Source organism: Microbacterium sp. M1A1_1b (assembly GCF_053345565.1).
In genome coordinates this window covers 190,448-210,252 of sequence record NZ_JBKFAJ010000002.1, presented here as the reverse complement: position 1 = coordinate 210,252, position 19,805 = coordinate 190,448, and the positions used below count along the sequence as shown (strand labels likewise).

The 19,805-nt window shown below is 71.1% G+C and carries 18 protein-coding genes; 7 read left to right on the top strand and 11 right to left on the bottom strand.

Annotated elements, in window-relative coordinates; all coding sequences use genetic code 11:
* Positions 1-4: 4 nt before the first annotated feature.
* The 4 genes from ACLBWP_RS05595 to ACLBWP_RS05580 all read right to left on the bottom strand — a co-directional run bounded on the left by ACLBWP_RS05595 (position 5) and on the right by ACLBWP_RS05580 (position 4,355).
* Positions 5-1,312 (bottom strand): O-acetylhomoserine aminocarboxypropyltransferase/cysteine synthase family protein, encoded by a 1,308-nt coding sequence (locus ACLBWP_RS05595; RefSeq protein ID WP_447654421.1) that lies wholly within the window; start codon positions 1,310-1,312, stop codon positions 5-7.
* Entirely contained in the window at positions 1,312-2,349 is a 1,038-nt protein-coding gene (locus tag ACLBWP_RS05590) for an LLM class flavin-dependent oxidoreductase (protein WP_447654420.1), read from the bottom strand. Before ACLBWP_RS05590 ends, ACLBWP_RS05595 begins: the two co-directional genes overlap by 1 nt.
* A gap of 82 nt (positions 2,350-2,431) precedes the next feature.
* Positions 2,432-3,460 (bottom strand): ATP-grasp domain-containing protein, encoded by a 1,029-nt coding sequence (locus ACLBWP_RS05585; protein WP_447654419.1) that lies wholly within the window; start codon positions 3,458-3,460, stop codon positions 2,432-2,434.
* A gap of 52 nt (positions 3,461-3,512) precedes the next feature.
* Entirely contained in the window at positions 3,513-4,355 is an 843-nt protein-coding gene (locus ACLBWP_RS05580; protein WP_447654418.1) for a helix-turn-helix transcriptional regulator, read from the bottom strand.
* Between the two features lie 101 nt (positions 4,356-4,456).
* Here ACLBWP_RS05580 and ACLBWP_RS05575 point away from each other — a divergent pair, with 101 nt between their 5' ends.
* Positions 4,457-5,194, top strand: coding sequence for an SDR family oxidoreductase (locus ACLBWP_RS05575; RefSeq protein ID WP_447654417.1), 738 nt, complete (start codon positions 4,457-4,459; stop codon positions 5,192-5,194).
* Between the two features lie 12 nt (positions 5,195-5,206).
* On the opposite strand, the gene ACLBWP_RS05570 is transcribed toward ACLBWP_RS05575, so the two are convergent.
* From ACLBWP_RS05570 to rsmI, 6 genes are all read right to left on the bottom strand, one after another.
* The gene (locus tag ACLBWP_RS05570) at positions 5,207-5,707 is read right to left on the bottom strand and encodes a hypothetical protein (RefSeq protein ID WP_447654416.1); all 501 of its coding nucleotides are present in this window, start codon (positions 5,705-5,707) and stop codon (positions 5,207-5,209) included.
* A gap of 100 nt (positions 5,708-5,807) precedes the next feature.
* Positions 5,808-6,017: a hypothetical protein gene (locus ACLBWP_RS05565; protein WP_243562577.1), complete on the bottom strand. Its 210-nt coding sequence runs from the start codon at positions 6,015-6,017 to the stop codon at positions 5,808-5,810.
* A gap of 268 nt (positions 6,018-6,285) precedes the next feature.
* Complete coding sequence (gene rsmA / locus ACLBWP_RS05560; RefSeq protein WP_243562579.1) at positions 6,286-7,137, bottom strand: 16S rRNA (adenine(1518)-N(6)/adenine(1519)-N(6))-dimethyltransferase RsmA; 852 nt, start codon at positions 7,135-7,137, stop codon at positions 6,286-6,288.
* A complete protein-coding gene (locus ACLBWP_RS05555; RefSeq protein WP_447654415.1) occupies positions 7,134-8,048 on the bottom strand; it encodes a TatD family hydrolase in 915 nt (304 codons plus the stop codon). The genes rsmA and ACLBWP_RS05555 overlap by 4 nt, the downstream gene beginning before the upstream one ends.
* On the bottom strand, positions 8,045-9,622 hold the full coding sequence (gene metG / locus ACLBWP_RS05550; protein WP_447654414.1) for a methionine--tRNA ligase: 1,578 nt from the start codon (positions 9,620-9,622) through the stop codon (positions 8,045-8,047). Before metG ends, ACLBWP_RS05555 begins: the two co-directional genes overlap by 4 nt.
* Positions 9,623-9,742: 120 nt before the next feature.
* A complete protein-coding gene (rsmI, locus tag ACLBWP_RS05545) occupies positions 9,743-10,564 on the bottom strand; it encodes a 16S rRNA (cytidine(1402)-2'-O)-methyltransferase (RefSeq protein ID WP_243562583.1) in 822 nt (273 codons plus the stop codon).
* Between the two features lie 53 nt (positions 10,565-10,617).
* On the opposite strand from rsmI, the gene ACLBWP_RS05540 reads away from it, so the two are divergent.
* Positions 10,618-12,249 carry a dolichyl-phosphate-mannose--protein mannosyltransferase gene (locus tag ACLBWP_RS05540; protein ID WP_447654413.1) on the top strand — a complete coding sequence of 544 codons (1,632 nt, stop codon included), beginning with the start codon at positions 10,618-10,620 and terminating at the stop codon, positions 12,247-12,249.
* 359 nt (positions 12,250-12,608) lie between these two features.
* Here the strand turns inward: ACLBWP_RS05540 and ACLBWP_RS05535 are convergent, their stop codons facing one another.
* The gene (locus tag ACLBWP_RS05535) at positions 12,609-13,277 is read right to left on the bottom strand and encodes a TetR/AcrR family transcriptional regulator (RefSeq protein WP_447654412.1); all 669 of its coding nucleotides are present in this window, start codon (positions 13,275-13,277) and stop codon (positions 12,609-12,611) included.
* 163 nt (positions 13,278-13,440) lie between these two features.
* Between ACLBWP_RS05535 and ACLBWP_RS05530 the strand changes: the two genes are divergently transcribed.
* The 5 genes from ACLBWP_RS05530 to ACLBWP_RS05510 all read left to right on the top strand — a co-directional run bounded on the left by ACLBWP_RS05530 (position 13,441) and on the right by ACLBWP_RS05510 (position 19,801).
* Positions 13,441-14,985: an MFS transporter gene (locus ACLBWP_RS05530; protein WP_447654411.1), complete on the top strand. Its 1,545-nt coding sequence runs from the start codon at positions 13,441-13,443 to the stop codon at positions 14,983-14,985.
* Between the two features lie 249 nt (positions 14,986-15,234).
* Positions 15,235-16,098 carry a sulfurtransferase gene (locus ACLBWP_RS05525; protein ID WP_447654410.1) on the top strand — a complete coding sequence of 288 codons (864 nt, stop codon included), beginning with the start codon at positions 15,235-15,237 and terminating at the stop codon, positions 16,096-16,098.
* A gap of 193 nt (positions 16,099-16,291) precedes the next feature.
* Positions 16,292-17,356, top strand: coding sequence for an NAD-dependent epimerase/dehydratase family protein (locus ACLBWP_RS05520; protein ID WP_447654409.1), 1,065 nt, complete (start codon positions 16,292-16,294; stop codon positions 17,354-17,356).
* 2 nt (positions 17,357-17,358) lie between these two features.
* Positions 17,359-17,889 carry an ATPase gene (locus ACLBWP_RS05515; RefSeq protein WP_447654408.1) on the top strand — a complete coding sequence of 177 codons (531 nt, stop codon included), beginning with the start codon at positions 17,359-17,361 and terminating at the stop codon, positions 17,887-17,889.
* A 79-nt stretch (positions 17,890-17,968) separates the two neighbouring features.
* Positions 17,969-19,801: a thioredoxin domain-containing protein gene (locus tag ACLBWP_RS05510; RefSeq protein ID WP_447654407.1), complete on the top strand. Its 1,833-nt coding sequence runs from the start codon at positions 17,969-17,971 to the stop codon at positions 19,799-19,801.
* Positions 19,802-19,805 lie beyond the last annotated feature (4 nt).

The window sequence follows — 19,805 nt, the reverse complement described above, 5'->3', positions numbered from 1 at the left end:
CAACCTATCCCGCGCGCGCTGCGGCGAAGCCACGCTCCAGGTCGGCGAGGACGTCGTCCGGGTGTTCCAGGCCGATCGACAGCCGGATCAGCCCGTCGCCGACACCGGACGCCGCGCGCTCCGAGGGCGTCATCTGCACGTGCGTGGTCGACGCGGGGTGCACGACGAGCGACCGCACGTCGCCGATGTTCGAGACGTGGTCGAACAGCTCGAGCGCATCGACGAACCGACGCCCCGCTGCAGCCCCACCGGCCAGGTCGAACGCCAACACCGCCGAGGGCCCCCGGGGCACGTAGCGCTGCTGCAGGTGGTGCCACGGCGAGGACGGCAGCCCCGCGTAGTGCACGTGCTCGACCTGGTCGTGGCCGTCGAGCCACGTGGCGACGGTCGCCGCGTTCGACACGTGCCGGTCCATCCGGAGCGACAGGGTCTGGATGCCCTGCAGCACCAGGAAGGCGTTGAACGGGGCGATCGCGGGTCCGAGGTCCGCCGACAGCTTGGACCGGGTGCGCTGGATGAACGCCCGCCGGCCGAACTTCGCCGCGAAGTCGGTGCTCGCGAACCCGGAGTGCTCGGTCGACGTCAGCTGCGGGTACTTGTCCGGGTACGCCGCCCAGTCGAAGTTGCCGCTGTCGACGATGAGCCCGGCGATGGCGCTGCCGTGTCCGGCCAGGTACTTGGTGGCCGAGTGCACCACGATGTCCGCACCGTGCTCGATCGGACGCACCAGGTACGGCGTGGCGATCGTGTTGTCGACGATCAGCGGGACCCCGGCGTCGTGCGCCACGCCGGCGACCCCGGCGAAGTCGAGCACGTCGCCGCGCGGGTTCGGGATCGACTCCCCGAAGAACGCCCGCGTCTCCGGACGCACCGCCGCGGCCCACTCGGCCAGGTCGGTCGGGTCCTGCACGAACGTGAAGGCGATGCCGAGGTCGCGCAGGGTCGAGGCGAACAGCGTGTAGGTCGCACCGTACAGCGACGCGCTCGACACGACGTGGTCGCCGGCGCGCGCCACACCGAGCACCGCGAGCGAGGTCGCCGCCTGCCCCGAGGCCAGCGCCAGCGCGCCCACCCCGCCCTCCAGGTCTGCGATCCGCCGCTCCAGCGCCGCCGCCGAGGGGTTGTTCACGCGTGAGTACGTGTGCCCGGGCGCGTCGAGCATAAACCGGTCGGCCGCGTCCTCGGCCGACGGGTACACGTACGCCGCCGTCTGTGCGATCGGCGGCACGTTCGCACCGAACCCCGGATCGGCCCGGAACCCGGCGCGGATCTGCCGGGTCTCGAAGTGCCAGCCGTCCTCGACCGAGGCCATCAGGCGGTGACCACCGACGAGCGCACCAGCGGGATGACCTGCTCGCCGAAGCGCTCCATCTCCTCGAGCTGCGGCGAGAACTGCAGCAGCAGGGTGTCCACGCCGACCGTTTCGTACTCGCGGATCCGCGCGGCGACCTGCTCGGGCGTCCCGACGAACTGCGGCCGCAGCCCCCGGTTCGACACCGAGTAGTCCTCGAGCGAGGGCACGTGCTCGAGCTGCGACTTGGAGATGAAGTCCTGGTAGGACTCGTAGGCGTTGCCGTGCTGCACGTCCGTGATGCGCGCGAGCTCGGCCTGCGCCTCGGCCTCGGTCTCGCGCACGATCGCGTAGGCCGCCATGCCGAACGCCTCGAACGGCGGCAGCCCGGCCTCGTCGCGACGTCGGCGCATGTCGGCGATCTTGGTGCGCAGCTCGTCCACCGTGCCGCCGTGGGTCACGTAGGCGTCGGCGTAGTGCGTGATGCTCGCCTTGCCCGCTTCGCTCTCGCCACCGGCGTAGATGCGCGGCGTCACGAGCGGCTTCGGCTCGAGGTGCGCGTTCTGCACCTCGTAGTACTCGCCCGAGAACGAGTACGGCGTCTCGCGCCACAGGCCCTTCATGACCTCGACGAACTCGGCGGTGCGCTTGTAGCGGTCGTCGTGCTCGGAGAAGATGCCGCCGTACTGCCGCGCTTCTTCCGCCCACCAGGCGCTCACGACGTTGAAGGTGAACCGGCCGCCCGAGATGTCGTCGATCGTCGCCGCCTGCTTCGCGGTCACCGCCGGCAGGTGGTACCCCGGCCGCATCGCCGCCATGATCTCGAGCCGGTCGGTCGTCGCCGCGATGGCCGCCGCGAGCGCCCAGGCCTCGAGGCTCGGCGCAGCCACGCCCTTGATGTCGTTGAGGTTCAGCTCGGGCACGAGCGTCAGGTCGAAGCCGATGCGCTCGGCGCGCTGCGCCAGGCGCTTGACGTAGTCGAAGGTGACCGGCATGTGCTCGTCGTCGACGTTGCGCAGCCAGCCGCCGAACAGCGGGGTCCAGTATCCGAATCGCACAGGGTTCCTCAGGTGGTGACTGTCGGACGGGAGGCTCGGTGCCGGTGGCGACCCGGGCCTCCCGTCCGGTGGGTGGTCGGGTTCAGGCCGTGGCGACGGATGCGGCGGTCGTCGCGTACTCGTCGGCCAGCAGGCCGCCCAGGTACCGGGCGATGGAGCGCGGGCCGGAGGCCGGCGCGGTCTCCTCGACCGCCGGGTTGTAGTTCGTGTTGGTGTTGATGTCGTAGACCACCGTGCGGCCGTCCGTGGTCTCCATGAACTCCACGCCCGCGATCGTGATGCGCTGGTCGGCCAGGAACGTCCGCAGCTGCTGGACGAGCGGATGCTCGGCCGTGACCTCGGTCCGGACGCTGAACGCGGGCGGGGCGCCGGCGGTCTCGGTGCCGGGGACGTCGCACACGGCGCCGGCGATGACCTGAGGCCCGTTCTCTCCGGATGGCACGGCGCACGCGTCGGCCGGGCAGAGCTCGAAGCTGCCCGCGCTGGTGTCGACCCGGACGGCGTAGACGAACTCGCCACCGACGAACTCGACGCGGGTGATGAAGGGCTCACGCGCGGTCAGGTACTCCTGCAGCAGGGTGATGCCGTCGACGGGCTCCTCGAACTCCGGGGAGTCGACGTAGGCGTCGAACTCGGCGAGCGAGTCGAAGCGGCGGACGCCCAGGCCCTTGCCGCCCTGGTTGTGCTTCGTGATGAACGGCACGTCCTGGCCGTCCGTGAAGCTCGCGGCGGCGTCCTTCAGGGTGCTCGTGCCGAACACCGCGGTGGTGCGGGGGACGTCGAACCCGGCGTTGCGCAGCAGGCCGTGCTGCGCGACCTTCGACACCTCGAGCTCGAGCACGTGGCTGCCTCCGACCACCTGGCGGCCGGCGCGTTCGAGCCAACCCAGCACGGCGCGGGTGTACTCCTTGCTGTGCTCGTGCCCGCGGGTGTGGCTGCTGGCCGACATGCGGCTCCAGTAGACACCGGGTTCCGGCTCGGCACCGAGGTCGATCTGTCCCTCGGTGAGCAGGATCTCTTGCACCGGGACGCCCTCGGCTTCGAAGGCGGCGGCGAGCGGCGGGAACCACTCGGGGTTCTCGTGGATGACGTACACGCGCGGGGAGGTCACCAGACCACCCTAAGCACGGTGCCCGTGGGGCTGCCAGGTGTGTGACGCGGTGCTACTCGCTGAACACCTGCTGGCCGACGACGCCCAGCAGGTCGAGCTTCTGGGCGTCCTCGCTGCCCGCCGGCGCCGTGAAGAGCAGCAGGGCCTGCGCGAGGTTCGACGTCTGCAGCACCTGGCACTCCACGGTGATGCGCCCGAGCTCCGGGTGGACGAAGGTCTTGCGGTCCTCCCACCGGCTGCCCACCTCGTGCAGTGCCCAGAGCTGCCGGAACGCCGGACTGTGCGTCTCGAGGTCGGCGACGAGCGCCGACGCCCGTCGGTCCCCCGGACCCGCTGCGCCGACGGCCGCTCGGAGCGCCGCCACCTGGGCGCGCGCGAGCCGCTCGTGCTGCTCCGGCGCGTACCGGGCCGGCTCGGCGTCGGTCATGAACCAGCGCCACGGCTGGTAGCGCTCGTTGCCCGTCAGACCCACGGTGCTGCCGAGCAGGGCCGCGCCCAACGGGTTCTCGACCAGGGTCTCGCCGAGGTCGCTCACGACGATCGCGGGGGTGTCCTGCAGCCGGTCGAGCACGCGGAGGATCGCCGGGTCGACGTGGTCGCTCCGGTGCACGCGCACGGGGGCGTTGTGCCCGGCCAGGCGGAACAGGTGGTCGCGCTCGTCGAGGGTGCACCGGAGCGCCCGGGCCACGGCTGCGATCATCTGCTCGGACGGCTGTGGCCCGCGCTGCTGCTCCAGCCGCGTGTAGTAGTCGGCGGACATGCCCGCCAGTGCTGCGACCTCCTCGCGCCGCAACCCAGGAGTGCGGCGGCGGGCACCGGCGCCGAGGCCGACGTCCTCCGGGCGCAGGAGCTCGCGGCGACGGCGGAGGAAGTCGGCGAGGGCAGGGCGGTCCATGGTCCCAGTCTGCTCGGGGCAGTGCCGTGCAGCCAGGGATCGTCGGTCCCCCGATGACCGGGCTCTGGTTCGGGTCTCGGGTGTGCCGGATCGTCGATGCCATGGACATCACGAACTCGACCGTCTTCATCTCCGGCGCGACCTCGGGCATCGGCCTGGGGCTGGCGCTCCGCCTGCAGCAGGCCGGCAGCACCGTCGTCATCGGCGGACGCCGGCAGACGTTGCTGGACTCCCTGGCCACCGAGCACGGCTTCGCCACCGTGCAGATCGACGTCGACGACCCGGCATCGATCACCGCAGCCGCCGCGACCGTCACCGCGGCGCACCCGTCCCTCGACACCCTCGTCACGATGTCGGGGATCATGCGGCAGGAAGACCTGCGGTCGTCGGCGCACCTGCCCGACGCCGAGGCCACGGTGACGACGAACTTCCTGGGCACCGTCCGGCTCGTCGATGCCTTCCTGCCGCACCTGCTCGAGCAGCCGGCGTCCACGGTGATGACGGTGTCGTCCGGGCTGGCCTTCACGCCGTTGACCCCGACGCCGACCTACAGCGCGATGAAGGCCGCCGTGCACTCGTACACGCTGTCGCTCCGGCAGCAGCTCACCGGCTCCCCCGTGTCGGTGCTCGAGCTCGTGCCGCCGGCCGTCGCCACCGACATCCAGGGCGAGGGGGTGGACTTCGGCGGGATGCCCCTGCAGGCGTACCTGGACGAGGTGACGGCGCTGTTGCAGGCCGGAGCGTCGCCGGAGGTCCTGGTGCAGAACGTGCTGCCGCTGCGGTGGTCGGAGCGGGACGGGACGCAGCAGCAGCTGATCAAGCGGCTGGCGGGGCACTGACGACGTGGTGCTTCACGTCCTCCGCCACGCGGGCGGACGGCGCGACCGACTCGCGCTGACCAGTCGTCGTGGGGTGTAGACGCGGAGCAGTGTCTCGTCGACCATCGCGAAGCGATCGTCCACCGTCGCGATGCCATCGGCGCCGGACGCGACGACCAGACCTGCCTGCACGGCGTGTGCCGCCGACAGGCCGTGACGCTCCATGAAGTACCGGACGTCCTCCAGCAGGTTCGGGGCGTCGACGTGCACGGTGTCCGCGCGCATCACGACCGCGTGCCAACGTCGCAGCAGGGCACCCGCCAAGTCACGCACGTCCGGGTCGGTGAAGCGCACGACCGCGTCCGTCGGCCGCGGCCGGACCTGCACTTCGAGCGCGGCGAGGTCGAATGCTGCTTGGTGGAGCTCGAGTTCGAACAGGTCGTTGTAGAACAGGGTGCGGCGCGCGCGGATGAGTCGTTCCAGGAACTCCGAGCACGCATCGTGGTCGGTGTCGGACTGCTCGAGCGCACTCACCACGAATCCTGTCTCAAGCACCACACCAGCCGGGAGCGCCGCGCAGTCCTCTGTGGGAACGACGCCGCGGTCGTCGGGGGTCCCGGTTCGCCGGACCACCTCACCGGTACCAGACGGGCCGAGGGCCTGACTGCGGTGGAACCGTGAACGTCGAACGGGCCAGGATCTCGCGCACCTGGTCGGCGCGGGCGTCCGGACTGCCGACGGGACGATGACGTGCGGCCTCGATCTGCTCCGCACTCAACAAGCGGATCGGGACCGCGTCGGAGTGGTGGTACCGCTCGTCGCGCTTGGGGCGGATCGTGCTCATGGGTGCTCCTGTCCTCGGTCGTTGCACGGTAGGTCTGGCGTGTCCAGCAGCGCAAGAAATCCGTATGCAACATCCGAACGCGCGCCGAGCGTGATCGATCCGTGGACGGCCCGAACCGAATCGCGGTGCGGGGTCGGCCGCGTGGTGCCCGGTTGTTACCCGGCACCGGGCGGTCGACCTCGCACGGGGCGCGAACCGCGCACGGGGCGCGAACCGCGCACGGTGCGCGAACCGCGCACGGGGCGGGAGCGGCGCGCGGCGCTCTGCGCTACTCGGCGGCGGCGAGCACCGTTCGGCCCAGGCGGACGAAGTCGTCCGCGCTGAGTTCCTCGCCGCGGGCCGTGGGCGCGATGCCCGACGCCTCGAGCACCTGGGATGCGTGCGCGCTGCCCCCGAGCACGCCGGAGAGCGCCTGACGGAGCATCTTCCGGCGCTGCTGGAACGCCGCGTCGACGAGCGCGAAGACCTGTGCCCGCAGGACCTCGTCACCCGGCGGGTCGTGTCGGACGAACCCGACCAGCACGCTGTCGACGTTTGGCACCGGCCAGAAGACCTGGCGGCTGACCTGCCCGGCGATGCGCCACGCGCCGTACCAGGCGGCCTTGACGCTCGGCGAGCCGTACACCTTGCTGCCCGGGTCGGCGGCCAGGCGGTACCCGACCTCGGCCTGCACCATGACGAGCGACCGCTCGATCGACGGGAACGTCGCCAGCAGGTGCAGCAGCACCGGGACCGAGATGTTGTACGGCAGGTTCGCGACCAGGTGCGTCGGCGCCGTCGGCAGGTCGTCCGCGCCGACCTGCAGGGCGTCCTGGTGCACGACGGTCAACTGCGCCGCCGGCTGCATCGTGGCCACCGTCGCCGGCAACTGCGCCGCCAGACGGGCATCGATCTCGACTGCTGTGACGGCAGCGCCGGTCTCGGTCAGGCCGAGCGTCAGGGACCCCAGGCCCGGCCCGACCTCGAGCACACGAGAGTCGGCCGTCACGCCACCGGCTGCCACGATGCGCCGGACGGTGTTGGCGTCGTGCACGAAGTTCTGCCCGAGCTTCTTGGTGGGCGTGACGTCGAGCTGGGACGCCAGGGAGCGGATCTCCGCAGGACCGAGCAGCGCGCTCACTGTTCGACCGTGACCGGTTCGGCGTCCCACGCGCCGTAGACCAGCTCGGTGTTCGACGCGATCTGCGCCGCGAGCATGGAGGCGTCGGCGCCGATGGTCTCAGCCATCGACCGCAGCGTGAGCGGGATCAGGTAGGGCGCGTTCGGCCGACCGCGGTACGGCGTCGGCGTGAGGTACGGCGCGTCGGTCTCGACCATGATCAGGTGCCGTGGCGCGGTGATCAGGGCATCGCGCAGGGACTGGGCGTTCTTGAACGTCACGGTGCCGGCGAACGACATGTACCAGCCGCGCTCGGCGCAGAGCCGCGCCAGGTCACGGCCGCCGGAGAAGCAGTGGAACACCGTCTTCTCGGGGGCACCGACACGGTCGAGCACCTGCACCACGGCATCGTGGGCATCACGGTCGTGGATGGTCAGCGCCAGGTCGTACTGCTTGGCGATGCGGATGTGCTCTTCGAACGACCGGATCTGGGCGTCACGGCCGTCTTCGGCGGTGCGGAAGAAGTCGAGCCCGGTCTCGCCGACGGCCCGGACCCGGGGCAGCGCCGCGAGCGCTTCGATCCCCGCCAGGTGCTCGTCGAGCAGCCCGGCGGCCTCGAGCGCCGGCGCCTCGTTCGGGTGCAGGGCCACGGCGGCGAGCACGCGTGGTTCGCGTCCGGCGATCGACGCGGACCACTGGGACGTGGCCAGGTCGGTGCCGACCTGCACGACCCCGCGCACACCGACGCTCGACGCACGGTCGAGGTGCTCACGCCAGTCGAGCGCACCGTCGGGACCGCCGTCGGCGATCTCCATGTGGGTGTGGTTGTCGTAGACGGGCACGACGAGGGCCTGGGGCAGCGGTGGGTAGCTGCGGTCGCGCTCGGACCCGTCGGCGCCGTCGCCCCGGGAGCGCAGGTGCGCGTCGGTCACGCTGCGCCCTGCTCCGCCTGCTCGATGCGCGGGAACAGCCCGGACTCGAGCTGCGTCACACGCTCGGCCCCCTGCCACTCCCAGGCACGGTCGACGCGCTGCTCGGCAATCGACCCGCCCGCTCCGATGGCCGCCCAGAGCTTCTCGGTGGCCTTCGGCATGACCGGCGAGACCAGCACCGCGACCGTTCCCAGCCCCCGGAGTGCCGTCGTCAGGACCGTGCCGAGCCGCTCGCGCTGAGCGTCGTCCTTGGCGAGCGCCCAGGGCTGCTGCTCGGTGATGTACCCGTTCAGGGCGTCGACGAGCTCCCACGTGGTGACGATGGCGTCCTGCGGTGCGAACGCGGCGATGGCGGCATCGGCGCGCTCGGTGACGCTGCGCGCCAGGTCGTCGATCGCCTGGTCGGAGTCGGACAGGGCACCGCGGTCGGGCACCGCGCCACCGAAGTACTTGTCGATCATCGTCAGCAGTCGGGACGCCAGGTTGCCGAAGCCGTTGGCGAGCTCGGCCTGGTACCGCGCCGAGATGTCTTCCCAGCTGAAGTTGCCGTCCTGCCCGAAGGTGATGGCCCGCAGGAAGTAGTAGCGGAAGGCGTCGGACCCGAACGTGTCGGTGATCTCGGACGGGGCGATGCCGGTGAGCTTCGACTTGGACATCTTCTCGCCACCGACCAGCAGCCAGCCGTGGCCGAACACCCGCTCGGGAACGGGCAGCCCGGCCGCCATCAGCATGGCGGGCCAGATCACCGCGTGGAACCGGGCGATGTCCTTGCCGACGATGTGCACGCTGGGCCACAGGCGCTGGAAGGCCTCGTCGTCGTCGGTGCCGTAGCCCAGCGCCGTGACGTAGTTGAGCAGCGCGTCGAACCACACGTACAGCACGTGGTCGTGGTCCCAGGGGATCGTGATGCCCCAGTCGAAGCTCGAGCGCGAGATCGACAGGTCGCGCAGGCCCTGCTTGACGAACGAGATGATCTCGTTGCGCACGCTGTCCGGCTGGATGAACTGCGGGTTCGACTCGTACAGGTCGAGCAGGCGCTGCTCGAAGTCGGACATCCGGAAGAAGTAGTTGCGCTCGGACAGGACCTCGACCGGGATCGAGTGGATCGCACAGACCTGCTGGCCCTCGTACGGACCGGTGCCCGCGACCAGGTCGCTCGGCTGCTTGTACTCCTCGCAGCCGACGCAGTAGAAGCCCTCGAACTCGCCGGCGTAGATGTAGCCGTCGTCGTACAGCTTCTGCAGGAAGGCCGTCACGCCGCGCTCGTGGCGTTCGTCGGTGGTGCGGATGAAGTCGTCGTTGGCGACGTCGACCGTGTCGAGCAGCGGCTTCCACGCGTCCGTGACGAGCCGGTCGGCCCACTCCTGCGGGGAGACGTCGTTCGCGGATGCCGTGCGCAGGATCTTCTGGCCGTGCTCGTCGGTGCCGGTCAGCAGCCATGTGTCGTCACCGCGCTGCCGGTGCCAGCGCGCGAGGACGTCCGCGGCGACCTCGGTGTAGGCGTGCCCGATGTGGGGCACGTCGTTCACGTAGAAGATCGGCGTGGTGATGCTGAACGAGGACCCGTCGGACATGCGGACCATCCTACGGGCGCGGCGTCCCTCGATGACGCGCCCTGCGGTGGCCTGTGGAGAACCCGGACAGGAGGCCCGTGGCGGGCCGGCACCGGGCCTCCCGTCCGATGCGCGGTCGACTCAGCGCGCGGCGAGCGCGCCCTCGTACAGGTCCCGCTTGGACAGCCCGGTCGCGTCGGCGACCGCGGCCGAGGCCTCTTTCATGCGGGTCCCGGCGGCGACGCGCTCGAGCACCAGGCGGACGCCGTCCTCGAGCGAGACCTCGTCGAGGGACCCCGAGGCGCCCGCGACGACGATGCAGATCTCACCCCTGACCCCCTCGGCAGCCCACGCGGCGAGCTCGTCCAGCGGCCCGCGGCGCACCTCTTCGTAGAGCTTCGTGAGCTCGCGGCACACCGCTGCGCGTCGCGACGACCCGAACCCGGCGGCCATGTCGGTCAGCGTGTCCGCCAGGCGGTGCGGCGACTCGAAGAACACCATCGTCCGCTGCTCCCCCGCGAGCGCCTCGAACACCCGGCGCCGCTCGCCGGCCTTGCGGGTCGGGAACCCCTCGAAGGTGAAGCGGTCGGTCGGCAGGCCCGACACGGCGAGTGCCATGAGCACGGCCGAGGGGCCGGGCAGCGCGGTGACCGTCACTCCGGCGGCAGCGGCGGCCTCGACCAGGGGGAAGCCCGGGTCGCTGATCGCCGGCATGCCCGCGTCGGTCAGGACCACGACGTCCTCGTCGCGCGCCATCTCGACGACCTCGGCAGCGCGCGCCCGCTCGTTGTGCTCGTGCAGGGCGATGAGCCGCGGGCGGTTCTCGATCCCCAGCGCGCGCATCAGGTGGATGGCGGTCCTGGTGTCCTCCGCCGCCACGACGGTCGCGTTGGACAGGGTCTCGACGAGTCGGCGCGACGCGTCGCCGAGGTTGCCGATGGGGGTTGCTGCGAGGACGATCACGTCCCCATTGTGGTCGCAGCCAGTCCTTGCGTGACATCCGTAGGATGCTCGGGATGACCACGGACCTCGCCGAGACGCTCGACAGCGCGCCCGCTGTGCCCCGCGGGTCCCGGCTCGACGACTGGTGGGCCCGTGTGCTCTCGGTCTCCTGGCGCTTCGCCGCCTGGCGGTGGGGCGGACCGATCGCGGTCACGGTCCTCGGTGCCCTGCTGCGGCTGGTCGATCTCGGCCGCCCGCACTCCCTGGTGTTCGACGAGACCTACTACGTCAAGGACGGCTGGTCCATCGTCCACCTGGGCTACGAGGGCACCTGGCCGGCGAATCCGACCGATCAGACGAGCCCCACGACCGACCAGCGCTTCACTTCGGGTCAAACCGACATCTTCACGAGCGCGGCCGAGTTCATCGCGCACCCCCCGCTCGGCAAGTACCTGATCGGCCTCGGGATGCTGCTGTTCGGGCCCGACAACGCCTTCGGCTGGCGCTTCGCGGTCGCCGTGCTCGGGATCGCGACGGTGTTCCTGGTCGCCGTGATCGCCCGGTCGCTGTTCCGGTCCACGCTCATCGGCACGCTCGCGGGCGGGTTCATGGCGATCGACGGGCAGGCGATCGTGATGTCCCGCGTCACGCTGCTGGACGGCATCGTCACGTTCTTCGTGCTGCTCGGGTTCGGCGCGCTGCTGCTCGACCGGCGGTGGACGTCACGTCGGCTGGACGCGTGGGTCGCAGCTCGTGCGGCAGCCGGGCGGGCGACACTGTGGGGACCGGTGCTGTGGTGGCGGCCCTGGCTGGTCGCGATGGGGCTCGCGATGGGCCTGGCGACCAGCACGAAGTGGTCCGGCATGTACTTCCTGGCGTTCTTCGCCGTGTACTCCGTCCTGAGCGACATGATGCTGCGCAAGCGGGCCGGCATCGAGTTCTGGTCGTCGAGCGCGTTCCTGCAGCAAGCTCCCGTGACGTTCCTGCTCACCGTGCCGGTCGCCGCGATCACGTACGTGACCTCGTGGACCGGCTGGTTCGTGTCGAAGGACGGCTGGGACCGTGACTGGATCGCCTCGGGCGGGCAGCGCTGGACCGGGGTGCTGACCTGGGTGCCGGACAGCCTGCAGAACTGGTGGCACTACCAGTCCGAGATCTACGGCTTCAACATCGGTCTGCACACGCCGCACTCGTACCAGGCGAACCCGCTGCTGTGGCTGTTCATGCAGCGGCCGACGTCGATGTACTACGTCGGCACGAACGCCGGGCAGGACGGCTGCGCGGTCGACCGCTGCGGTGCGGCGATCACCGGCATCGCGAACCCGTTCATCTGGTACCCGGCCGTGGCCGCCGTGGTCGCGTTGCTGGTGCTCTTCGTCACCCGACGCAAGTGGGAGTACGGCTTCGTCGTGATGGGCGTGGCCGCGGGCTACCTGCCGTGGCTGCTGTACGTCAACCGGACGGTCTTCCAGTTCTACACGATCGCCTTCGAGCCCTTCATGGTGATGGCCCTGGCGGTCGCCGTCGGGTTGCTGCTCGGCTCGCGCGAGGATCCGCGGCCCCGTCGCACGCGGGCGATCGTCTGGATCGGGGTGTACCTGGTCGTGGTCGTGCTGGCCTCGGCGTACTGGTACCCGATGTGGTCGGCGATGCAGGTGCCGTGGGACTTCATCAGGTCGCACTACTGGCTGCCGAGCTGGTTGTAGCGCGAGCTCGCTCGGTTCCGCCGAGTGGTCACGACACCCCGCTCAGTTCCACCGACTGGTCACGAACTGTCGGTCCAAGGCCGTCGTGACGACGGTTCGTGACCGATGGACGGACGTGAGCGGTGCGTCGTGACCGGTCGCTCAGTTCCGCCGACTGGTCACGACACCCCGCTCAGTTCCACCGACTGGTCACGAACTGTCGGTCCAAGGCCGTCGTGACGACGATTCGCGACCGATGGACGGACGTGAGCGGTGCGTCGTGACCGGTCGTCGGCCCCGTCGGTCGCGTCGGACCCGTCGGTGGCGTCGGACTGGAGGCTCGGTGCCGGTCCGATGCGCCCGGCACGGTCCAGAGCGGGTCAGGACTGGGAGTGGAGGGCCAGCTCGAGCGACTCCCGGTCGAGCGGCGCACCCGCCATGGCGACAGGGCCGGTCGGGTCGGCCGGGGGAAGGACCCCGTCGATGACGACCTGGGCGTAGCGGCGCCACGCGTCCGGGTCCTGCGCTCGAGTGGCGTCGGCGACGGCGCCGATCATCGTCGTGAGCATCGGGAGATCGCGGTAGTCGAAGCCGTTGCGGACCACGCCGGCATCGCGCGCTCGCCCGATGATCGTGCTGACCTGACGCTCGAGCCGGTCACGCTCGTGCACGATCGACGGGCGGGCCTTGCCGGCGCGGATGATGGCGTCCGCCAGTGCACGGTCACGCGCGCGGAACTCGAACACGCCCATCAGGTACAGGCGGAGGGCCTCGCGCGGGTCGATCTCTTCGGCGGCGCGGGCCGCAGCCGCGTTCATCGCGTCGAACTTGGTGGCCAGCAGTGCCTCGATCAGCGAGTCCTTGTCGGCGAACCGGCGGTACACCGTGCCGACGCCGACCCCTGCTTCGTGCGCGATGTCGTTGAGGGTGACCGACAGGCCTCGCTCGGCGAAGCACTTGCGTGCGGTCTGCAGGATCAGTTCACGGTTCCGCGCGGCATCGGCGCGGAGAGGCCGATCGAGGTCCGCGTGCTGGTCGGTGGTGCTCACGCCGACGAACCTAATTGAACTTTCTGGGAACAAGCGGATGCACCTGCTCCGTTTGGGTCTACAGTGGGCACAAGCGGATGCAGGGCATCCGCTTCTCCATCTCCTCGGAACGCCCGACGGCGCGTGTTCCTCCCTCCACTCGATCGAACACCAGGAGGCTGCCGTGACGGCAGAACAGACTTCACCCGCCCGCAGCACCAGTGCTGTCGGCGGTCCCGCGCCCGCACCGGCCGGCCGCAAGGAACACCGATGGATCGCTCTGGCGGTGATCGCGCTCGCGCAGCTGATGGTCGTGCTCGACGCCACCATCGTCAACATCGCCCTGCCGTCGGCGCAAGCGGACCTCGGGTTCGGCACCGACCAGCGCCAGTGGATCGTCACGGCGTACTCACTGGCCTTCGGGTCGCTCCTGTTGCTCGGCGGACGTCTCGGCGACCTGTTCGGGCGCAAGAACACCTTCATCATCGGGCTCGTCGGCTTCGCCATCGCGTCCGTGCTCGGCGGTCTGGCGGACAGCTTCGGCCTGCTCGTTGCCGCCCGCGCACTGCAGGGCGCCTTCGGTGCGCTCCTGGCGCCGTCCGCGCTCGGCATGCTGACGACGACGTTCCGTGACCCGAAGGAACGCGGCCGTGCGTTCGGCATCTTCGGTTCGATCGCCGGCTCGGGCGCCGCCATCGGCCTGCTGCTCGGCGGTGTCCTGACCGAGTACGCGTCGTGGCGCTGGTGCCTCTACGTCAACGTCGTCTTCGCGATCCTCGGCGTGATCGGCGCGCTCGTCTTCATGGCGAAGCCGCCGAAGGTCGATCGTCCGCGCATCGACGTCGCCGGCGTGCTGACGATCACCGCCGGTCTGGTCGGCGTCGTCTACGGGTTCTCGAACGCCGAGACCAACGGCTGGGACGACCCGTGGACCATCGGCATGCTCGCTGCCGGGGTCGTGCTCATCGCGGCCTTCATCGTGATCGAGACCCGTGTCGCCCACCCGCTGCTCCCCCTTCGTGTGGTGCTCGACCGTGACCGCGGCGGGTCGTTCATCGCGATCGGCCTGGTGGCGATCGGCATGTTCGGCATCTTCCTGTTCCTGACCTACTACCTCGAGCAGACGCTCGGGTTCTCGGCGCTGCAGACCGGCCTGGCGTTCCTGCCGATGCCGCTGTCGATCATGGTGTCGGCGACGCAGATCGGTGGGCGCCTGCTGCCCCGCGTCGGTCCGAAGATCCTGATCTTCGCCGGCGGTCTGGTGGCTGCGACCGGGCTCCTGCTGCTGCTCCGCACCGACCTCGACAGCACGTACGCGGGCACCGTCCTGCCGGCGCTGATCGTCATCGGGCTCGGCATGGGCACGATCTTCTCGTCGGCGATGAACACCGCAACGACCGGTGTGGCTCGTGCGGATGCCGGAGTGGCGTCCGCGACCGTGAACACCATGCAGCAGATCGGCGGCTCGATCGGCACAGCTCTGTTGTCGACGATCTTCGCCGACGTCGTCAAGAACAGCCTGTCCGGGCTGACTACGGCACCGACCAAGCTGCAGCAGGCACAGGCCACGCTGGACGGCTACCACGCGGCGTTCGCGATCTCGGCCGGCGTCCTGGTGATCGTGGCGATCGCCAGCGGGCTGCTGATCAACCGGCAGTCGGTCCGCCTCGAGAAGCTCGAGCACCTGGCGGCCAACGCCACGGGCAGCATCCCCGCCGCAGCACACTGACGCTCGCCCGCCGCGCGGACTCCCACGCGTCGGGCGCGGAGCGCGTCGGGCCCGAAGCGCGTCGGGCGCGAAGCGCGTCGGACTCCGAACGACGGGGTCGCTGTCGAACGACAGCGACCCCGTCGTTCTGCGTCGTCCAGCACCCCACAGCCGAACGTCCTTCGGTCCAGCACCCGCTCTCCCACACTGGATTGCGCACTGTTGCGGTTCCCGTGCCTGCCGTCAGGGGTGCGCATTATGGTCAGGGTCATGTCCCCCGTCCTGACCTCGCCGCTCGTGTCGACGCAGTGGCTCGCCGACCACCTGGGTGCGGACGAGCTCGTCGTGCTCGACGCGTCCGTGCACACCTCGGGGACCGGTCGTGGCACGACGTGGCGGACGGCGCACGACACGTACGAGCAGTCCGGGCACGTTCCCAGTGCGCGCTACGCCGACCTGGTGCGGGACTTCTCGACGCCCGATGCCAGCGTGCCGTTCACCCGCCCGGACGCCGAACAGTTCGAGCACGCTGTCCGAGCGCTCGGCATCACCAACACCTCGACCGTCGTGGTCTACGACGACAGCGTCGGCGAGTGGGCAGCGCGACTGTGGTGGACCTTCCGGGCGTTCGGCTTCGACGACGTCGCCGTGCTGGACGGCGGGTTCATCAAGTGGCGCGACGAGGGCCGCCCCGTCCGGATCGGCGCACTGCGGACCTCCGCGGCACGGCTTCCCGACGCCGACGTGTTCCTGGCCGGCGAAGAGCGACCGCTCTGGGCCGATCGTGCCCGCGTCGAGCGTGCCGTGGACGGCACACAGCCGGCAGCGCTCGTGCTGGCCGTCGACGACTCCACCCTCGGCACGTCGCACCCGCCGGTCGTCCCCGGATCGACGCCGATCACGCTGCACCGCGTCGTCGACCAGGACTCCAACGCGCTCCGCCGTCCGGCAGCGCTCCGCGATGTCTTCGCACCCGTGCTCGGGTCGGACGAGATCGTCACGTACTGCGGGGTGGGCAGCGCGGCGTGCGTCGATGCGCTGGCGTTGACCGTTCTCGGCCACGACCGCGTGCAGGTGTACGACGGCTCGCTCGCGGACTGGTGGCGCTGGGACTTCGAGCCCCTCGCATCCTGACGCCCGTGGCTGCGGCTCCGGCCGCACGAGCACGCCCACACGACCACGGTCGTGCCCGCACGGACACCGTCGCGCCCACACGGACACCGTCGCGCCCACACGCCCACGGTCGGGCCGCACGAGCACGCCCACACGACCACGGTCGTGCCCTCGTCGGCCGTCGAAGACGCCCGCCGGCACTAGCGTTGGCGCCATGAGCACCAAGCGCGCGGTCGTCCTGGGCGGAACGGGCGGTGTCGGCTCGGCCGTCGTGCGGGAACTGCTCGAGCACTCCGGTCGGGGCGACGACGACTGGCAGGTCGATGTCCTCGCGCGGCGCGGTGGCGACGTCGCCGACACGCTCGTCGGGGCCGACGCGACGTTCACGCCCGGCGACCGACGCGACACGCAGGTCCTCCGCGACCTGCTGCGTCCGGGTGCGGACCTGCTCGTCGACACCGTGGGCGCGACCCGTGACGATGCCGCCCAGCTGCTGCCCTACCTCGGCGACGTCGGCTCGACGGTGTTCCTGTCGTCGAAGGCGGTCTACGTCGACGAGCAGGGCCGTCACGCCAACGCACTCGACAAGCCGGTCTTCCCCGGTGCCGTGACCGAGATCCAGCCGACCGTCACACCGGCCGACGGCGACCCGACCAGCCGCGACGGCTACGCGGCCGCCAAGGTCGCCGCCGAACAGCTGCTGCTGGACCACGGCGCCCCGGTCACGGTCCTTCGCCCGTCGAAGGTGTACGGCGTCGGCATCGGGCGTCCCCGGGAGTGGTTCGTGGTGCGCCGCGCGCTCGACGGCCGCGAGCGGGTCCTGCTCGCCGACCAGGGTCGCGGCGTCGACCACACCACGGCTGCCAGTGGGATCGGGAGCCTGGTCCGCCTGGTCGCCGGTGCGCCCGACCGCCGGATCCTCAACGTCGCGGACGCATCGGCGCCGTCCGTCCTCGAGATCGTGCGGACCGTCGCCGGCCACCTGGACCACCGGTTCGACGAGGTGCTGCTCGACGCCGAGGCGCCGGGGTTCGTCGGGCTGACGCCGTGGTCATCGCCGACACCGTTCGTGCTCGACACCTCGGCTGCGCAGGCCCTCGGCTGGGAGCCGCCCCGGTACCAGGACGCGGTCGGGCCAGAGCTCGACTGGCTGGTCGACACCGCGCACCGCACCCCGGCCGACGGCGACGTCCCGTGGGCGACCGACCCGTTCTGGGACCGCATGTTCGACTACGGCCCCGAGGACGCCGCACTCGTCATGCTGTCCCTCGGCTCGTGAGCATGCCCCGCTCCGAGGTGCTGTTCATCGGCGGCCGGTCGGGTGTCGGCAAGTCGACCGCGGCCGAGGCCCTGCACGACCTGCTGTCGGCGCACGACGTCCGGCACGCGGTCATCGAGGGCGACACGCTCGACCTGGCGTATCCGGCGCCGCACCGCGAACACCCCGAGGCGCGGCTCGCCGAACGCAACCTCGCCACGATCTGGGCGAACTACCGGGCGCTCGGGTTCCATCGGCTGGTGTTCACGAACACGGTGTCGGTGCTCGAGACCGAACGGCTCGCCGCAGCGATGGGCGATGACCCACTGGTGGTCGCCGCGCTGCTGCGCGCCGGCGACGACCAGACCGCGTCACGGCTGACCCGCCGTGCGGGCGGCGTGCTGCCGGCAGCGCAACTCGCCCACAGCACGCGGACCGCCGGGAGGCTCGACACGGCCACCCCGGACCGGGTCACCCGGATCGACACGGACACCATGGCTCCGGCCGACGTCGCACGTCGGCTCGCGACGCTGACCGGGTGGCTTCCCGACTGAGCGCTGTGGACAGCCGCGAGTCGTCCACAGACAGGGACTGCAGTCCTCCTGCCCAGGCCGGACGGGGCACGCTGGAGCCATGAACGACAACCGGCTCGGCACCGCCGTCAGCCCCTACCTGCGCCTGCACGCCGACAACCCGGTGGACTGGCGTGAGTGGGGCCCCGACGCCTTCGCAGAAGCACGCGAGCGTGATGTGCCCGTCCTCGTGTCGATCGGGTACGCCACCTGCCACTGGTGCCACGTGATGGCGCGCGAGAGCTTCTCCGACCCCGAGATCGCCGAACTGCTGCGGCAGGACTTCGTCGCCGTCAAGGTCGATCGCGAGGAACGGCCCGACGTCGACGCCAGCACGATGGCCGCGGCCGCCGCCTTCACCGAGCAGCTCGGGTGGCCACTGACGGCGTTCATGACGCCCCAGGCCCACGTCTTCTTCGCGGGCACGTACTCCCCGCCGACCCCGGTCGGGCAGCACCCGTCGTTCCGGCAGGTGCTCGGTGCCGTGCTCGACGCCTGGCGCGACCGGCGGGACGAAGTCGAGGCCAACGCGGCCGCGCTCGCGGCGGCGATCCGGCAAGGCGCAGTCGACGCGAGCGACGGCGGAGTGGCCGGGCGTGACGGAGCCGCACCGGTCCTCCCGTCCGTCGACGCGATCCACCAGGTCGTGCGCGCCGTCGGACAGGGCGAGGACCCGGTGTACGGCGGGTTCGGCGGTGCCCCGAAGTTCCCGTCAGCGCCGCTGCACGAGTTCCTGGCGGATGCCGGCGCCGACGGGGACCCCGCGGCGGCAGCCCTCTGCGACCGGTCGCTCCGCGTCATCGCCGCATCCGAGCTGACGGACCCGGACGGTGGCGTGTTCCGGTACGCCACCCGTCGTGACTGGTCCGTGCCGCACTACGAGCGGATGCTCTACGACAACGCCGGACTGCTGGCGATCGCTCCCCCCGGCCAGACCCGGGGCATCGCGGACTTCCTGCGCGACACCCTCCGCCGACCGGACGGCGCCTTCGTCGCGGCGCAGGACAGCGAGTCGACGATCGACGGCCGCCGAGTCGAGGGCGAGTGGTACCGCCGACCGGTGTCGGAACGGGTGCACCTGGATCCACCGCCCCTCGACGACCAGGTCCTGACCGGGTGGAACGGACTCGCGATCCGGGGGCTGGCGATCGCCGGTGCGCGCCACGGCGACGACGACATGATCGCCCTCGCCCGAGCCGCGGCCGATGCGGTCGTCGACGCACACCTGCGCGACGCGCACGTCGTCGTGCGGTCGAGCACCCCGCGCGGGGTGTCGTCGGCCCCGCCCACCATCGAGGACGTCGGCCTGTTCGCCGAGGGGCTGCTCGAGCTGGCACTCGTGACGGGCCAGGTCCGGTACGCCGTCACGGCTCGGGCCCTGGTGGACGACGGACTGTCGGGCTCGCTCCGGTCCGACCCGGTCCTGGCGACCGCCGGCACCGCGACGGGCGAGCAGCCGCAGACCGCGTTGCGGTCGGGGACCATCGCCCTGGCGAGCGCCGCGTGCACGATCGGCACGCTCACCGGTGACGACCAGTACCGGGCAGCCGCCGTCGAGCTCGTCGGTGACCGTGCTCGCGCGGGCATCGACCGACCGCTGGGGCATGCCGATGCGCTCGGCCTGGCGTTGGCGATGCAGCGACCGTCACGACAGGTCGTCGTCGTCGCGACCGATCCCGGGGCGCTCCGTGCCGCGGCGGTCGCGTCACGCCGCCCGGGCACCCTCGTCGTCGTGGTCACCCCGACCCAGGCCGCCGAGTGGGCCGCCGCCGGCTTCGAACTACTTGCGTCCCGCGACCAGCTCGACCCCGCCGCGTACGTCTGCCACGACCGCGTGTGCGCACTGCCCGCGCGCTCCGTGGACGACCTCACGCGCCAACTCGCGAGCGTCTGAGCGC

Excerpts from the sequence above, each read along its gene's own strand:
- ACLBWP_RS05595 (WP_447654421.1), bottom strand. The coding sequence starts at position 1,312 with ATGGCCTCGGTCGAGGACGGCTGGCACTTCGAGACCCGGCAGATCCGC.
- ACLBWP_RS05580 (WP_447654418.1), bottom strand. The coding sequence starts at position 4,355 with ATGGACCGCCCTGCCCTCGCCGACTTCCTCCGCCGTCGCCGCGAGCTC.
- ACLBWP_RS05575 (WP_447654417.1), top strand. The coding sequence starts at position 4,457 with ATGGACATCACGAACTCGACCGTCTTCATCTCCGGCGCGACCTCGGGC.
- ACLBWP_RS05565 (WP_243562577.1), bottom strand. The coding sequence starts at position 6,017 with ATGAGCACGATCCGCCCCAAGCGCGACGAGCGGTACCACCACTCCGAC.
- metG (WP_447654414.1), bottom strand. The coding sequence starts at position 9,622 with ATGTCCGACGGGTCCTCGTTCAGCATCACCACGCCGATCTTCTACGTG.
- ACLBWP_RS05540 (WP_447654413.1), top strand. The coding sequence starts at position 10,618 with ATGACCACGGACCTCGCCGAGACGCTCGACAGCGCGCCCGCTGTGCCC.
- ACLBWP_RS05525 (WP_447654410.1), top strand. The coding sequence starts at position 15,235 with ATGTCCCCCGTCCTGACCTCGCCGCTCGTGTCGACGCAGTGGCTCGCC.
- ACLBWP_RS05520 (WP_447654409.1), top strand. The coding sequence starts at position 16,292 with ATGAGCACCAAGCGCGCGGTCGTCCTGGGCGGAACGGGCGGTGTCGGC.
- ACLBWP_RS05515 (WP_447654408.1), top strand. The coding sequence starts at position 17,359 with ATGCCCCGCTCCGAGGTGCTGTTCATCGGCGGCCGGTCGGGTGTCGGC.
- ACLBWP_RS05510 (WP_447654407.1), top strand. The coding sequence starts at position 17,969 with ATGAACGACAACCGGCTCGGCACCGCCGTCAGCCCCTACCTGCGCCTG.